The organism is Fibrobacter sp. (assembly GCF_045112255.1).
Taxonomy (GTDB): domain Bacteria; phylum Fibrobacterota; class Fibrobacteria; order Fibrobacterales; family Fibrobacteraceae; genus Fibrobacter.
Genome location: NZ_JBGUHR010000021.1, coordinates 20,298 through 37,253, shown reverse-complemented (window position 1 = coordinate 37,253; position 16,956 = coordinate 20,298). Strand labels below are relative to the sequence as shown.

Genomic DNA, 16,956 nt, shown 5'->3' with positions numbered 1-16,956 from the left:
AGAACGACCAGAATCGCCGTCGGTAATTGACCGATCCGACCAGTAGTCAATAAAGTGTTCCATGACCGACACCGGACGGCTTTTGTCGAGCTTACGACTGGTTCGTCCATTGCTAAACAGTTCGAACAAGCGGTTCTTAACAAGGTATTCGGAAGCATCTTCACCACTAAACCATTGAGGGATAGTGCGGCTATTGAGCGCAATGTCCTGTTTCACATACACCAACTGATGCTGCTCATTATAAGTGCCACTGTTAATCGGCGCAAAGAACACATCGCCTTCCTTGAATACATATCCGGTAGTTGTATTGCTATAATAGATATCAGCAATATCATCCAATCGCTGAGACGTATTGACCGTATATGGAGTGCCATCATAATTCACACCAGTTTTCGGCTCATGCGTATATTCGAATTTCACGTCACTATGGTTCTGCAATCCCCAAAGCGGAAAATATGCATCTTTAATATGGTCATTTCCATCATTATACTTGAGGTGCATGTAGTAGCTATCTGTATTACGACTACCTTCAATCAAGTTAATCGAAGTAGCTTTAAGCCCAGTGGAATACGAGCTCGATTCGCGGATGTCAGAATAAGTCGTCACGGTGACTGGATCGGGAGTAACCCACGAAATCGCATTATTTTTGTACATCAAAATGTCGCCTTGATGGTTTGCTGGAGACGGCACCAAATAGCCCGTCCATATAGTCTCACCACCAGTCTGATAGTCGACATACAGTCGCTGGTCGCCAGCAGAATCTTGAGACCAGATAATCGGATAGTGACCTTCCACGGAATATAAGGTACTTCTTTCAGTTATCGGAGACGTCAAGGTCAAGTGGCCATTGCTATCCGACGTTACGTTAAATCCGTCACCAATGATCTTATGCGCGGACACGACCGAACCATTCTCGACATGGTTCATGTATGCGGTATCGCTCGCAGTAACTTCCGCGTTTGCGGTTCCTGAACTGGTCTTGCAGATAACCGTTTTAGAGGCATAGTGCGTATTCTCCCACGGCACATTCACCTTCATTGTTCCGTCGGACTTAACTTCCACACTATAGTCACGGTTGGCGGTTGTTCCAGTCGTCGTAGACTTGACGCCGCCGACATTGCTCGACGTCGCTACAGACAACGTCTTCTTAGTGACAGTGATTTTACCAGTCGCGCTCTGCGAAATCGTGTCGATAAACGCATTTGTATTTCCAGATGCCGATGGCGATGACACACTCAAGTCTTGTGTACTCAAGTGCTTGGAAGAATCCGTAACCACAGCAACACTCGCGGTTCCCAATGTAATTGCGCTACCGCCGACGGCGATGTCTTGGAACGTAGCCGATATCTTACCGTCGGTTTCGGTCAAGCTAGCAAGAGTCTTACCAGCACCGAATCCAGTGATGCTGCTGACATCGAGCGATTCAATGGCATCCCATACGCCAGCCGGGGTAACAGACACGTTGGTCGACTTGTCTTTGGTATTTTCATAGAAGATGTTAGACTTCAATGTAGTAATACCAGCCGTATTTTCCGTGGCCGTCGTAATCTTCTTTGTAGTCACATGGATTTTGCCATTACCGTCTTCGGTAACGCCAGACACAAAATTGATGTCCGTGTGCGTCGACGTCTGATCGATTTGTTCAGCCGAAAGAGCAACTGCGACAATGTTTCCGTCATTATTAGTCACGATGGACTTGTTCTTCTCGCCGCTGCCAAGACCTTGCAGATCCGATAAGCTAGGCTGCAACACGTTGACCTTCAACTCGCCGTTGGATTCACGTGTCACATGAGTTACGTATTTATTGTTCGTCTTCGAAGTCTTGACAAAGTCAGACCCAAGGCCAACATTCTTCTGGGCAGTTTCGCGACCGTCCTTACCAATCACGTCGCCAGTCTGGTCAACCGTCCACAATATCGATGAATTCTTCTTAGCCATAGCGAAACCTAAACGTTACTACGGCTAGTTTATCATTTTTGGAGATATTCTTCCATCATGCGCTTGGCCACAACGCCTACAAGACGTTGCTCGTAACGGCCAAGGACTTTATCGGTCATCCAGATTCCGTCGTCGGTAGGGCGGCACCACGGAGCGGCAACGCCAATGTACAGCTCGTCGAAGCCGATGCGGTGTGCGAACTCGCCGACGTTGCGGAAATCATCGTAATTGTTCTTGCTCACCGTGTACATCAGTTTCGTAGTCCAGCCATACTGGGCTTTCAATCCCATCAAGACTGCCATGTTCTCCAGCCATCTGTCGAACGAGCCGCGCAGCCGGATAGATTCGTACACATCCTTTGTGGTTCCGTCACACGATATATGCACACGGTCGATATGGCGCAGCACCCTTTCGTCGAGCGAACCCCAGAAATCCATGTCCAGCAAGGTTCCGTTGCTCATCAGAGTAATCTTGGTATCCCCGTCAACGGCGGAGAGAACCTTGCGGTAGATCGGAGACACGGCGACCTCGCCATCTCCGGCGATAACCACGCGCTTCATCTTCCGTACATAGGACAGTACGGACTCGGACAACATATCCAAGTGCCACTTTCGCAAAGGCTTATCGGACGGACGGCAAGTAACGCACCTCAAGTTACACGAGTGGTCGAATGACAGCACCATGGTTGACGGCGACGACAGCGCGGTACGGTCTCCGTTTCGGAACCTGATAACCTCTTCGGCAACTTCCGGATCGATAGCGCGTAGTTCATCCTCGGTGACGAAGTCCGACTTCTGCGAGCACTTGTCGCAAAGCTCGTAATTGTCGGACGCTATCTTGTCGCGCCACCATTTCCACGTATCGGAATTCCATACCAAGACAAGCGGTGTACGGTATTCGTACGAAACCAGTGCGTGAACCTCGTCACGAAGCATGGACGAACAGCACGGCGTAATCTGTGGAACCGTCACGTTCAGCGTCGTCAGCGGATATATGCAGAATTTCTTGCCCATAAAACTAAAATTACGCTAAAATGAAAGCCCACGGCTTTAGCCGTGGGATGATAAAAACGGTTGTCAGCAAGGAAAGTTTCTGTAGATTGTTATAAACTTCTTTATGATAAGAGTTCTTGCCCGTCCTCCTATCAAGGTTAGATTTTAGAATGTCCACGGAATGCTGACGGGCAAATTAAGCGTTCTGTGGGCATTTTGCTTATCTATGGTTGAATTGAAGACAGACAAGTACAAGCTGTACAATCGAGATGCGTTGAAGTATCTCGACAATATACTTGTAATTGCTGGCCGGATATACAACCATTGTATCGCTTTGCATCGTAGGTACTACGGCATCTATCACAAAATGCTCAACAAATACCAGTTGCAGAAGCACTTAACCAAGCTGAAACGACAGTATCCAGATTGGAACGAAGTTCCTTCGCAAGCCATCCAAGACATCACGGATAGAATCGATAGAGCATATCATCTGTTCTTCTCGAACTTGAAGGCTGGAAAGGCAACCAATCCGCCTCACTTCCAGAAGACGGCTAAGTACCGTTCGTTCACGACTAAGCAAGCTGGGTACAAGTTCCATAGGTTCAACAAGGTTAAGATAGGCAAGAAAGACTTTTCCTACTGGAATAGTAGAGATTTTGACGGAAAGGTAAAGACCTTGACCGTCAAGCGCAAGAGCAACGGATTCTATATCTATGTTGTCGTAGAGCAAGAAGTAGCATACGAAGAGTGGACTAAATCGGGTGAAATCGTTGGTTTCGACTTCAGTCTGCACGACTTCTTAGTTTCCTCTAACGGCGACGATTGTAGTATGCCGAAACTACTGCGGAAGAACCTCAATGCGTTAAGAAACCTTTCGAAGAAGTACCGAAAGAGCAAGGGAAAACGAGGTTCATTGCGTACATTGCAAAAGCTATATGAGAAGGTAGCCAATCAGCGGTCAGATATGCACTGGAAATTGGCTCGGAAGATGTGCCGAGACTACGATGTGATGGTGTTTGAGACGCTAGACCTAGCTAACCTATCCAAGAAGTATAAGAAATCCATGTACGACTTTGGGTTCAATGCCTTCTTGAGCGTTCTCGAATATGTAGCTCATAAAACTGGCAAGACCGTCATGTACGCAGATAAGTGGTATCCATCCAGTCAGCTATGCTCCGAATGCGGTTATCAAAACCACGAATTGAAGGATGTGTCCATCCGTCATTGGATATGTCCTAGCTGTGGCGCGGAGCACGACCGAGATAGGAATGCCGCTCGTAATTTATGTAAGGTAGGGGCATCTACCTTTGGGGCATGCTGCCCATCAGTGGCAACTCCCAGAATCCCACGACTTTAGTCGTAAGAGTATGTCAATATCTTTCCGCCCACCGATAAACTATGCATGTATCATCAAGGGCTCCCTATGACGATCAAGCAACAGAACTGGATGGACGAGTACAACAAGGCCCTTCAGGCCAAGGTTGACGAACTCCATGCAACTAAACAGATTCCTTCAAACTCGGATGTGCTCAGCCAGTACAGTACCCAGTGTGCCGACGACATGTTCGAACAAGGCGTAGAACCGGACAAGGCGGCGAACTTCGTCGCGATGTCTCTTGTACGCCGTCCGCTTCTCGACGAGATACAGCAGCTCTCCATCAAGAAGCGATCGGTCGAAGACCCAAAGCAGCTGGCACAGATAGACGAACGCATTAACGCAGCCAAGGCCAAGTACAACGAGGTCATGGGCATGCAGTGCTTCGAGGGCGTAAAGTCGCCCCAGAAGGCCCTAAACGAGGGCGTAGAGCTTCCCACAATGATATGCTTCGGAAGAGGCTACGGAGAGAACTCCAACCCGATGGACACCAGCGTAATCGCACGTTTCAACAACATGGCCGCAAGGAACGATCCGTACACCGGACAGATCAACCCAGTGCTTTCCAGAACCCAGCAGTTCGAATTCAACAACGCATCCAAGTACACGGCAGACCCCAACCCAGAACTCGACAAGTACGTCGACACGGTATTCCTCGGCGACATGGGCCCAGAAGCCTTCACGGTCAACGGAGAGAACCCATACCGCGTACTCGACAAGATCCGCGCTGGCGAGGACGTAGACCTCGGCCCAGTGTCACACGGCGTAGCCGCTCGTCCAAACCTTCCAGACGTGGTAAAGGAACCCCCGGCTGAAGAACCGGGGTACGTGGAAACATTCGACTCGATATTTACGCCAGTGAACTAATAAAAAGGCCAGCTCGTCGAGCTGGCTGTTTTAATTCAGAATGTAGCTCCGCAGTCAGAGTTGTTGAAGGCGAAGTTCGGAAAGTCCATGCCTTCAGAATCCGAAATGTCCCCACGGATATCGTCCCATGGTTGACACCGTGGGCCGTTATTTATTCCGGTGCCCGGTTCAAGTAGGCAAGCATTCGGTAGAACGTCGTAGCGGCCATCTGCATAGCGTACGGCGGTCGATCTGCCGTCGTCGGTAGGATGGTGCTCCACGATCTTCAGAGTGCCGTAGTAAGGCTCTGGACGAGGCGGAGCGATGCCCGGAGACGGATAGCTAGGGCTTGGTGGATCCGGAAGCCCACAGCATGGGAATACTGGGTCGTTATAGCGATACATACTACCACCTCAGTCTTGGGTCGAACGGAATGCAAGGCGTGAACGGTCTAGGCACTGGCTGGTTCGGCATGAAGATGGGGAACGGCGGAATGAACCTCGGCCATCCGCATACGTTGAAGAAGTTCGGATAGAGGTGCGACGGCGTGTACTGCGAAGGGCCGTGCGGCGGAAAGTGAGGGAAGCATCCGCAAGGGCCGTACATGAACGGATGCCAGTAGTGAGGAGGCAGCGGCCAGCAACAGCAGCCGGGGCCGACGTATGTCGGTGTCTGGTGCATGAACGGCGGAAACGGAACTACAGGCGGTCTCGGAACCGGACGAGGCGGAACTTTATGTTTGCAACGGCAACCCATGTGCAATCCTCCTATTTCTTCTTGGTCTTCTTCTTTGCCTTTGGCACACGCGGCATGAGCAAGACCTTCTCATGCACCGTATGCATGTAGGAATTTCCACCGAGCTCGGTGTAGATGTTGAACAGCTGTTCGAAGTTGTCTCGATCCCAGTCTCCGATGTATCCACGTTCCTCTGAACGGTTGTAGCTGGCGAGCATCTGGTTACGGAGGATCGCCTTGATGGCTTCCTTGGTCAACTGCTGTTCGGCGGCGTCGCGAGCGAACTTCGCTGTAAGCTTCTCGCCGACGTTGTCGATGAACGTGCTGATCTTGTCCACATTGACTTCGATCTTGTCGATGCGCTCGTTCGTCTCCTTGTTGCTGTATGCGCGGAACTGGTTGATGAACCACTTACGGACTGGCTTGATAAGTCCGATGATGGCTGTCAGCAAGGCCGTGACAGTGACCAAAAAAGACGATATAATCTGCAGATTCGCTGTGATTTGAGAGAGATCCATAGTGGGAGACCTTTCCGAAATTTCCTTGTATGATAGTTTATCGTAATCGTCAACTTTTATACCAGATCAGATGCTGTTAAAATGATAAACTGATAGCAAGTTAAAGGGCATGATTATGGCAAAACTCACTGTAAAATCCGTCATAAAAGGCGAACCGCCTTGTCCAAGCGCACCGCCGAAACCGGGGCCTCGTCCTCGTCTCGTGCCGACCGATCCTCCGCGCAGATTTCCGCCACCTCCACCGTTCTTCTTCCCAGGCCCTTGTTGCCCAGGAACCACACAAGTTGTAGACAACATAACCGTTCTGTCGTTGACGCCGGAAACCTTGATAGTCCAAGAAGGAACATATCAAGGCATGAAGGCTTTCGGCCTCGCCACCGAAGGTATGACCGACTTCGACGGAACCAAGCACGGCCTCGTACCAGCGCCTAAAGAAGGCGACGAAGGAAAGGTTCTCAGCAGCAGCGGAGAATGGTGCGACATCGAGCTTCCAGACGTTCCCGGTTTGCATATTCCAGAATTTCCAACGGAAGACGGCGACTACATACTAAAATGCCGAGTCACTTACGGACAGCCGACACTATTCTGGACAAAAGATCTTCACGAATAACATAAAAGGCCACCTTGCGGCGGCCTTTCTTTTTAAACGCGGATTATTGTTCGAGGTAGGTAATTGCGTCAGCTGATGCTAGCATGTCGGCATACTTGCGAATGCGTTCTTCGGTGAAGAACTCATCGGGTTCCATCGCCTCCACGAGTCCTTTCGCTTCTCGGAACGATCCAGACACAAGCGCCAATACTATATCGCGTGTCTTATACAATATCATGTTTGGAGTAACCGAATTCAGTACGGTATCGATGCACTCTTTGCGAAGAAGCGCAATGATTTGCATTCCTACGTCCATGTTGTACTCGATCTCGCCAGCCGTTCCGTCCATGGCGTTAATCATGTCGATATTCTGATTCATTTCGCGCTTGAAACGGTCTAATGACACTGGAGTACGTTCGCCTTCTGGCTTGGAAATATCGAAGACATCATACACCGTATGATTCACGTAGTACTTCGCGATTTCCGGAGCCTCTTTCGTCCAGAATTCCTTGTTCATATATACCATCTTGCCATCGACAGTAGCGATTCGGCTCACATATCTCATACCGATTTCCTCCGTGAAGATGCAATCATCTTCATCAATGTGTTGTTTAGTAAGCATTTCCTTGGCAAACTTCATGTTGTCGTATCTGCCAACGAAGCTATACGTATCCTTCTTTAGAATGTAAATCATCATGCCCCCATTAGAATTTCATGCTTATGATCAGTGTTTATAGTAACCCCAGTCAGATCAGTTGAAACCATACTGTCATAATACGTAGATATGTTATTATTATTTATTTCAGTCAACTTCGCCGCCATATCGGCGCTAACATCCGTCACTGGGCTATTCTGCTTAGCCACCGTATAACGGTTGTCGTTTCCAGAATCAATGCCAGTAACTTGATAAAAACCGGGGCCAGTCCAACCAGACGAGTGGTCATCATGATAGATTCCCGACGTCGCAAAATAAATATTTCCGACACGCACATTGGCCGGATCCGGTGCGGATGTGATCACATCAGTAACAGTCATTGGATTGGTGCAACGATAAAATCTATCCTTTATAAATATCTCAGCTGAATTATTTCCAGTATACTTGAATACTTTAGTAGAATCAAGTTCCGTATAAATAACACTAGGATTATCCGTTACCGTCACCGAAATAGCCGCACCATTTTTCTTGTATGGGCGGTTTCCAAGATTCAACGCGCCAGACGCACCCGTATACGTTGCAATAACCCCATCGGCCATTGCAAGCAAGTCAACATCACTTGATGTGCTTCCATCATACGTGAACGTAGTCTTGCATTTGTACACGTTGTTAGACGAGAAACAGTTCGAAGGGCCTGTATACCGAGCAAAATGATTCTCGGTGGATACGGACAACATATCCGTCTCACTACTCTTTATTCCGTCGTACGTCAACGAGGAAATGTCATATTTTTGGTACGGCGTATTGATCGTCGCCGTCGTGTAGCCAACTATACCAAGAATTCCACCATTTCTGTAATAATAGTGATTCTCGTTGTTGTTAGCGTGTTTCACTCGTATAAAATAAGTTTCATTACGTTTCAAGCTGAACGTACCAGTGGATAGAGCAGTCAAGTCAATAGTGATATAATTGTAAGTATTGCCTCCAATCGTCTTGGAAGTCACCGAAGGCGTATACCAGTTGGAATCATACTTATACACCAGTAAGCCACTAGAATGATATACGTAAATCGAAGTATTACCACTACCAGTATACGTAGTGGCGACTTGTATAGTCTTTATTTCCATCGGCGTACTGCTCGCATTATGCTTAACAACCATCCATACATCGTTAGTCGACGTGTCTTCCGTAAGAGTATACGGCACCGATACCGTATGCTGGCATACAATAGCGCCAGATTGCGGAAAAGCGCCGCCAGCCTTGGATGTGATTGCACTGGCATCAACCGAATACTCTCCCTTGGTATTATCATAACGTGTATCACTGATATGTTCGTCTACCTTGCATCCCTCGATCAATTCAGCAACTGAAAACTCAGTACAGTCAGTAATCGCTTGACCATACGGGATGTCATGTACGAACAAACGATATACTGGCAGTACATCGTTGATGATATATGCCCATCCATTAAATTTCGCCAAGCTAGACGTGACATCTTCGCCATTTTTCATGACTTGGACAGTAAACTTCTGCGTAGTGTCATCACCAGTGATGATGATTGAGCAAGTATTGTCATACGGCACAACAGACTGTAGTTTCCACACGACATATTGTTCCAAGTCAGCAACGGACGAAATAGTCGCACCAGCCGGGAGCGCATACACGCAGTCAATGTAATAACGTGTATTGCCGCCAGCGGGTAAATACTGAATCGAATGAACGTCCGCGATCGGGTTTCCTCGACCTGGGAAATAACAACCAATTTTGCCTACATACGGAATATCAGCCATAAATTCGTTCCTTACGTAACTGCGGTTCCTATTCTGAAGAACAAAGTACCCTTGCCGTTGATTTCGCTTTGGTTATTAGCAATCGCGATAATCTGAGCATCGCTTTCAACAACATATATCTGCTGCGCCAATAGCACATGAGTTCCGCTTTCCTCCGGATTCACCTTGCACTGAACGGCGGTTCCCAGAGACTTCTTGTCGTCGGCAGTCATCAAACCGTTCGTAGCGCCAGTTTCACCAGTGGCTACCGCATTAGGGATAGTCACCACATTGCTCGACGGCGTCAATGACGAAGCTGCGCCTTCCAGCTTAACTGACGGAACGGACACATCGACAGCCTTGTTTGCGTCTGGAGTCAACGCAGATCCATTGACTTTCACCGTCTCGATGGTGTTGACTTGTGCGCCAGCCGAGATATCATCAAGCTTTTCTTTGTCCAGATAGCTCATGACACCAGGCGACGCATGCACATTATACGTATCACCAGTTTTCGTTCCAGAAGCTGCCGCTGGAATCGAAATAGTAGACGCGGAGGACTGGTCAACCGTAAATATACCGACAGAACGATTAGTACCAGTCGATGTACCAGCCATGTCGATAGTTATTTGCGCGTTTTTAGCCGCAGCTGGAATAGTCGGCTTGTTTAGTAAATCCGCGTAGGAACCCGACGTAGCCACCGTAGCAAGGGAACTCGGCTGTACCGCCGTCGCACCAAGAGAAGCGCCGCTACGAATTGTATTCAAATCGCTGATAGTATCTTGCTTGCCAGATATTGCAGACGCAACGGCCACACCACTTTGCGCATTCGTGGAAGATCCGGAGTACACCTGATCGACAGACGGCAACGTTATTGCGGCAACGCCGTCCGCATCAACAACGGACGAACCACCTACGGTAACGTCGGTAACTGGAATCGTCGGAATCGACGGTATTGTAATTGCAGCAATACCGCCAGCACCAACAACGGACGAACCATTCACCGTGACATCTTGTATTGGAGCACCAGAACTTGTAATAAACGAACTATCATTCATCAAGTCAGACGTCTTGGTAGGAATCGTCGGACGATTAGTCAAGTCAGTATAATCACCAGAAGTCGCGACGGTCGCAAGAGACGGCTTATTAAGGATTTCAGCAGCAGTGCCCGACGCCGCATTCCAGTTCGGCTGTACGTTGACTTGGGCACCAGACGCGATACCATCCAGTTTAGCCTTGTCGGCAGATGTCATAATACCAGCCACAGTCGTAGTGGCTTCTGGAATAACGACACTGGTATTGCTAGCTTGGTTTGCGGTAAACGTCTGTGCTGTTGCGGAGCCTACCTTAATCGACAACTGTCCATCATTTACAGTCGGAATAGTCGGCTTATTGTCGATATAGGCTGTACTCGATGAATCCGTCTCGTTCCAATCCGCTTGAATTTGTGCTGGAGTCTGGTTTACCCAAGCCATAGTACCGCTCGCGTCGGTCACACCAAGCACTTTATTCACATCGGCAGCAACTGGTGATGGTATATTGCTACTATCGGACGCCCAAGCGAACGACCCAGCGCCACCACTATAGGTAGCTTTAAGCACCTTACCATCGTCAGTAGCGGTTACAGACGGAACTTGGCCAGTACCAGACAAGGCTTGCGCAACAGCCTTACCACTCTGGGCGTTCTCCGACGTCGCGTTATAAGTCTGGTCGACTTGCGGAAGAGCAGTTGTTTTTGCGTAAGTCGTATCGATGACGTCACCGTTCTGGTCTTTAATGGCCTTTTGCGCCAAACCAGCCGACTTCGCATAGAAACCCTTGCCACCCAATCCATCAATTAGATTTTCAGTTGTTGTAGCCATAGTTCAGTCCTTAGCCCGGTTGATAAACATTTCCGTAATCGCGCTGAAAGCCCCTATCGAGTGACTTAACCGGATAATACTCGAAACTTCCGTCAGCACGTTTAATAATTGCCATCCCAGCAAGATACGTAATCCATCTACGCTCGTCAATGCCGTCGTTCACAGCGCCGCTCCAGAAGCGAAGCGCAATTTGACGCTGGCACATCGCAACAGTGAACATTTCAAGCTGCTGGTCATGGGTTATAAACAAATTCAACTTCTTGGTAATCTTGTTTTTTAGATAGCCATAAATCGACGCAGTAACGGCGGAGATATTCAGGAACTCGCCGCCATACAGACATGGCTCTCCGTACGATGCCAGTGAATAATCTTCCCAACCAGTAGACGGTTCGGTTATAACATAAGGATTACTCGCAAGCAATTCATCTACGATTACCTCTGGGGTAGTCTGGAACGCGCCAGTACCCAAGGCAATCTTTTGAGCCGTATCAATACAGCGTTGGGCCGAAGACGAATACAATACCACATTACTCGCAGTAACAGTACCATTCGCCGCGATCTTTGCTCCGGTATCTAGCGCATACTGAATACCAGCTGGAGTCAAGTTCTTCGGTTCATTTTCTTCACGTTCAGAATGTCGAAGTACAAACCCAACCTTGTCGCCATAATTCAAGTCAGCATAGATGTCACCGATGTCAGCAAAGTCAGACAAGGTAAACGGTGTTACCTTTCCGATAATTTTTCCAGACTGGCGATACAACAGCTGGCCATTATACGTTAGAACTCGATCCATCGACTTCGTAATCCCCAGTTGATACGTTCAATCCAACAAGCAAAGCGCCACCGCCGCTCGGTTCAGACAAGCTTATATAATTGTCAGCCGCCGTGAACAAGATCATAGCGGGCTTATGCTGGATGAAGCTGTCTTCATTGCTGTCAGTCATCGTCCAGTCAGCTTGTACATTTCGTTCCGCGCCAGCCTCAATACCACCAAGCTTTTGCTTTTCCGCAGTGGTATACTCGTTACCAGCGACATCGACGGATGCCGCACCGATAGCCTCGCGAGCTTTCGCCTTTTGTTCCTCGGTCAACTGGGACGAATCCCAGTCAGTCGCATACAATACACTATAGTCTATCTTAGACATCGACAATCCTCCAGTTAGTTTTCGCTTACTTGAGCGACGTGGTTACGGATCTGCATGAAGAATCGGTTCATACTGTTGTGTTCATTATAACCAGAATTCCACCATTGAACTTGAGGTTGATCCAATGACGCCGCCGACGGATCACCCCAGTTAATACCACTACAGTTAGTCATACGCCAGTTCAACTTCGGCCTAGAATTGACTTGGGCATTATAGTTCGGTGCGGACGCAAGGAAGATGCCGTTACCAGCGCTCGGCGGTATGGCAAGAACCGCGTAATACATGCGGTCTGGTCGCAAATCTCTATAATTTGTATCAGCATTTACGTGCTTGATAGGGAATTCCAGCACATCATTAAGATTAGCCTTGGCGATAGATACCGCTCCAGTGTCGCAGATGAAATTCGTCTGTCCAGCACCAGAATTGCCATACGGGTTGTATTCGTAAATACCGAACATCACATTAGACTGGCTATAGCCCATATCCTTTGCATACACCATTACATAGGTTTCGTCAACCTTGATAGGGTGTCTAAACGGAACCGAGAACAGCTGGCAAATGCAAGATCCGCCAATATTCAAGCTGCCGAAGTCGTAGCTAACATCGGTAATCATCGGATAAGGGTAGTTCGTCGTCAGCTTGGCGTCCATATCAGCAGAAATCTGCTGCACGGTTTCAACAACTTCTTCAGTAACAGTGTCAAGTACGAGCGCCTTCATACCACCGTAGTCTTCAAAAGCCAAACCGCCACCCGGTTTTACATTCACAATGAGCTTGTTAGTACCAGAGTCAATGGCAAGGCCAGAGCCATAATTTACCGAGATTTCCTTCGAGTTGTCAATATCAATACCAGCGCCAGCCGAATACTGTTCCATTGTACCAGTATATTGAGCCGTACCACTCATATTTTCAATGACAGAGAACCTTGCAACTACACCTAAGAGGTCTTGGGTGCTCATCGAGGTATCGCCAACATACACCAGTCGATAACCATAATACGCACGGTCATCGATCGTCGTGACATTGCCAGCATTGTTCCACACGGTAGCAGAGCCGTTCACGCTGCATTCTCCAACGTTCGACGGATAGCTCTCGGTCGACATGTGGAGGACAACTTCGGACGAACTGTCACGAATCAGCTTAACGCCAGCCATTCCATAGAAGCCGTGTGCTGGTTCACGAGATACTTGAACATTGTAAGACAACGTAAAGACATCTACACCTTCGACATCGTGAGACGGATCCAAGGCATCCTTAACCGTCTTCAGCGCATACAGATAAATGTGGTTGTCAGTCTCGTTTTCGGCAATGATGAAACGACCGTTACCAGAGTCGATCGACGGAGTCGTATTCGGATCAAGCAAATCCACAGGAGACGAAGTCACATTGGCAATCGTCTTCATGCTACCAAGATAGCCAACTGTACCGTCAACGGAAATTGCGTAATCCGTACCAGTCGCCGTCGGTGTTTCGACAATACTAATGCTTCGGCCAGCACTTACTGTAGTTCCGCCAGCCGCCTCAATCGTAATCTCGTTAGATCCTTGCGTCTTGGTCAACGTGATGTTAGTGCCAGCGACAAGGGTCAAGGCGTCATCTTCGTCAGCCGGGATGCAATCAGCCGTAGTCGGCGTTGCCTCACCATCGCTAATCGTAACCTTGGAGAAATTCTTTAGCTTGGCAAGTTTTTCCTTGTCGGCACCAGTCATCGCACCAGAAGTGTATGTAGTCGGCTCACCAGCAGACTCTGCATAAGCTGCCAGCGGAATTTCCACATTCTTGTTAGCGTCAATCGACAACGCGGAAGCATCGCCTTCGATAGAGATGGTCTTAATGGCATTAACATCAGCGCCAGTTTCAATGCCATTAAGCTTCGTTTTATCCGAAGCACTCATCAAGCCGTCAACCGAGGTCGTCGCATTAGGAATTACCAAGGTCTCATCGGATGCCGCGTTCGCAGTAAATCCAGTTTCGGCAGCTTCGGCAGAACCAAGCTGGACAAGAAGCTTACCGTCGTTTACCGTAGGAACGGAAATATTGACCGTCTTTTGGTCTGGAGTAAGTTCAACATTATTGACCTTGATGTGTTCAATTACGTTGTTCTCACCAAGATCATTGAATGTCGTAGAATTGCCACTGTTGTCAGTCAGCGTCAAGGTACGGTTAGCTACGCTGGCACTGGCGATATATCCGTTGATGTCATCAAGCTTCTTCTTGTCTGCGCCCGACATCGCACCAGCCACATACGTATTCGGCGCAGTATAGCTAGCCATCGGAATGTCGACATTCGTGCCGTATTTCAGCTCGCTACCGCCGTTAATCTTCACGCTCTGTACGGCGGTGTCAGCCTTGGTGCCTTGTGCAGCCGTAGCAAAACTATTGGCGTTCATCAAAGAGTCCTTAATGTCGCCGTCCGACGTCAATGCGGCGAAGTTGTTTTCATCGCCGCCCTGGACTTTGTTTGCCTTTCCGATGACATCGTCAGCGTTAATGCTGTGGTCAGTAACACTTACGCCAGTAATAACACCGTTTTCTTGCGTGACGGTGACTTGTACATTATTTGCCGAGTCAGAACTCTCGGTAGCATTGAGATCGGCAATAGCGTTAGTAACAGTAGCAACAGTAGCACCCTTATTAGTTTCGGCATCATAGACATCAGCGAATTCGTACGTCGTATCTTGCGCCGGAATACCAAGTGCCGTTATGTCAGACTTCGTAACAGCCGCTGGCGCTGTCTGCTCACCGCCAAGGATCACGTGTCCAGTCTGGTTAAAGGCGACTTTCCACATACCACGGTCATAACCAGTGGCTGGGGTCGTATCAACATCACCATCTGGGTGCGTGTATACATTGGTCTCGACGTCGTCAATAAGGATATTTCCGTTAGTATCGGATGCAGCAACTCGGTTGGCTCCAGTAGAAATACCCTCAAGCTTCACCTTGTCGTCGCCACTCATGATACCGTCAGAACCGTCACCACTTTCACTATCAATAGCCGCAAGCGGAAGGTCAACATTTTTATGGTCATCCACACCAATAGGCGTACCACCGTTCAAACTAACCGTCTGAACAGAAGTATCAGCAAGTGATCCTTGTTCCGCAGTAGCAAAATCATCCGCATTCTTAGTCGAATCGGCTAAATTGCCAGTTGCATCAAGGCTAGCAAAATTTCCAGCCGCAGAAGGTATTGCCTTATCTGCCTTGCCAGTAATGTCTTGGTGTTCGACTACAACAACTTGAGACAACCCATTCTTCAACTGGATAGTCTTCTTCGTCGCATCACCAGCAACATCAGCAACAGTAATTTCAGTTCTGTCAACCTTGCCAGATAAGTTGATAGCAGCCGTCTTTTCAGAAATAGGACATGCATTTCCATCAACAGTGATGGTCTCAATCTTATTCACTTGAGCGCCAGCTTCAATGCCGTCAAGCTTTGTCTCGTCATCGGTAGTGAACGAAGCCGTAGTCGCATCCAATACATCTTTATTGCCATGAGTGTGACGAGCGGTCGTATTCGCGTCGACTTTGTCTTTATAAGCGTCCGAAAAGTCATTCGTGGACAAACCCTTGCCAGCTTCCTTGTCAACCTTACCAGAAATGTCTTGGTGTTCGACTACAACAACTTGAGACAACCCAGTCTTCAACTGGATGTTCTTCTTCGTTGAATCACCATCAACCGCAGTAATGGTCATTTCAGACTTATTTGCCTTATCTACAACGTCAGCGGCTTGCAGAGCCGTATCGGCCTTGCCAAGAGACGTCTGTACCGAGGAATCCAAATCTGCTTTAGGAATACCGCCAGATGGAAGCTGATATGCGGTATCAGCCTTGGCACCTTGAGCCGCCGTAGCAAACGATGCACTACTGAAACCAGAGTCCGTCAAGTTGCCAGAGCTGGTCAAACCAGCAAAATTGCCGTTGGCCGCACCCACGACCTTGTCAGCCTTCGACGTGTCAGAAGGGTGAACGTGGTCTCCGCGTGAATATGCGTCGGCACTACCTGGGCTGGCCGTACCATCCATCAGTGGGTTCGTTTCAGACGGCGTCACTGGAGATTCGATAGAAATGTTGACGTTATGATTGGTGTCAATCGTTTGCTGAACACCATTTACCGAGATCGACTGGATGGTTTCAGTAATCTCGATATTCTTTTCTACTGGAGTAAGCTGATGTCCATTCTGCGAAATAGTTTCAAACGCCGCTTCACCACCAGAGAAATCCAAATTACCATCAGTCGTATGGAGAGTCAATACTTTTCCGTCCGCAGATACGTCTGCGCCGACTATGGTAGAAAGCGCTTTGCCAGGTACCTTATCGACCTTATTGCCAACAACATTGCCTAGCGCGGTCAAATCATCTTGAGAGGCTGCGCCAATGTTGCCACGAGCGGTCTGCTTCCGACCAGCGTCAAGGTCTTGCGGATTAGTCAATACATGTGTCTGAATTTTCATAAAACTCTCGTCAAGCGGCTTTTCCTTCAGTTTATACCTTGGCCAGCAAGCATTTATCATATAAACTGCGTATGATTGCAACTA

General features: G+C 48.5%; 14 protein-coding genes. 3 read left to right on the top strand and 11 right to left on the bottom strand.

Going from position 1 to position 16,956, the window contains the following annotated elements; translation table 11 throughout:
* The coding region (locus ACJMM9_RS01875; protein WP_405323298.1) for a hypothetical protein at positions 1 to 1,938 on the bottom strand (1,938 nt) is incomplete at its 3' end.
* A 32-nt stretch (positions 1,939 to 1,970) separates the two neighbouring features.
* Positions 1,971 to 2,951, bottom strand: a complete 981-nt coding sequence (locus ACJMM9_RS01870; protein ID WP_405323296.1) for a radical SAM protein — start codon at positions 2,949 to 2,951, stop codon at positions 1,971 to 1,973.
* Between the two features lie 205 nt (positions 2,952 to 3,156).
* On the opposite strand from ACJMM9_RS01870, the gene ACJMM9_RS01865 reads away from it, so the two are divergent.
* Positions 3,157 to 4,287, top strand: a complete 1,131-nt coding sequence (locus ACJMM9_RS01865) for an RNA-guided endonuclease InsQ/TnpB family protein (protein ID WP_405323294.1) — start codon at positions 3,157 to 3,159, stop codon at positions 4,285 to 4,287.
* Positions 4,288 to 4,353: 66 nt separating this feature from the next.
* Positions 4,354 to 5,172, top strand: coding sequence for a hypothetical protein (locus tag ACJMM9_RS01860; protein ID WP_405323292.1), 819 nt, complete (start codon positions 4,354 to 4,356; stop codon positions 5,170 to 5,172).
* Between the two features lie 35 nt (positions 5,173 to 5,207).
* Here the strand turns inward: ACJMM9_RS01860 and ACJMM9_RS01855 are convergent, their stop codons facing one another.
* Genes ACJMM9_RS01855 through ACJMM9_RS01845 form a run of 3 tightly spaced genes read right to left on the bottom strand, consistent with a single transcriptional unit; the run spans position 5,208 to position 6,404 of the window.
* Complete coding sequence (locus ACJMM9_RS01855; protein ID WP_405323290.1) at positions 5,208 to 5,555, bottom strand: hypothetical protein; 348 nt, start codon at positions 5,553 to 5,555, stop codon at positions 5,208 to 5,210.
* 1 nt (position 5,556) lies between these two features.
* Positions 5,557 to 5,907: a hypothetical protein gene (locus tag ACJMM9_RS01850; protein ID WP_405323288.1), complete on the bottom strand. Its 351-nt coding sequence runs from the start codon at positions 5,905 to 5,907 to the stop codon at positions 5,557 to 5,559.
* A gap of 11 nt (positions 5,908 to 5,918) precedes the next feature.
* Positions 5,919 to 6,404 (bottom strand): hypothetical protein, encoded by a 486-nt coding sequence (locus tag ACJMM9_RS01845; protein WP_405323286.1) that lies wholly within the window; start codon positions 6,402 to 6,404, stop codon positions 5,919 to 5,921.
* 115 nt (positions 6,405 to 6,519) lie between these two features.
* On the opposite strand from ACJMM9_RS01845, the gene ACJMM9_RS01840 reads away from it, so the two are divergent.
* A complete protein-coding gene (locus ACJMM9_RS01840) occupies positions 6,520 to 7,014 on the top strand; it encodes a hypothetical protein (protein WP_405323284.1) in 495 nt (164 codons plus the stop codon).
* Positions 7,015 to 7,057: 43 nt separating this feature from the next.
* Here the strand turns inward: ACJMM9_RS01840 and ACJMM9_RS01835 are convergent, their stop codons facing one another.
* From ACJMM9_RS01835 to ACJMM9_RS01810, 6 genes are read right to left on the bottom strand one after another with little or no spacing between them, the layout of a single operon-like run.
* Positions 7,058 to 7,690: a hypothetical protein gene (locus ACJMM9_RS01835; protein ID WP_405323282.1), complete on the bottom strand. Its 633-nt coding sequence runs from the start codon at positions 7,688 to 7,690 to the stop codon at positions 7,058 to 7,060.
* On the bottom strand, positions 7,687 to 9,438 hold the full coding sequence (locus ACJMM9_RS01830; protein WP_405323280.1) for a hypothetical protein: 1,752 nt from the start codon (positions 9,436 to 9,438) through the stop codon (positions 7,687 to 7,689). The genes ACJMM9_RS01835 and ACJMM9_RS01830 overlap by 4 nt, the downstream gene beginning before the upstream one ends.
* 11 nt (positions 9,439 to 9,449) lie before the next feature.
* Complete coding sequence (locus ACJMM9_RS01825) at positions 9,450 to 11,276, bottom strand: hypothetical protein (protein WP_405323278.1); 1,827 nt, start codon at positions 11,274 to 11,276, stop codon at positions 9,450 to 9,452.
* 10 nt (positions 11,277 to 11,286) lie between these two features.
* Positions 11,287 to 12,069 (bottom strand): histidine phosphatase family protein, encoded by a 783-nt coding sequence (locus ACJMM9_RS01820; protein ID WP_405323276.1) that lies wholly within the window; start codon positions 12,067 to 12,069, stop codon positions 11,287 to 11,289.
* A complete protein-coding gene (locus tag ACJMM9_RS01815; RefSeq protein ID WP_405323274.1) occupies positions 12,047 to 12,421 on the bottom strand; it encodes a hypothetical protein in 375 nt (124 codons plus the stop codon). The genes ACJMM9_RS01820 and ACJMM9_RS01815 overlap by 23 nt, the downstream gene beginning before the upstream one ends.
* A 14-nt stretch (positions 12,422 to 12,435) precedes the next feature.
* Positions 12,436 to 16,872, bottom strand: coding sequence for a hypothetical protein (locus ACJMM9_RS01810; RefSeq protein ID WP_405323272.1), 4,437 nt, complete (start codon positions 16,870 to 16,872; stop codon positions 12,436 to 12,438).
* Between the last annotated feature and the right edge of the window lie 84 nt (positions 16,873 to 16,956).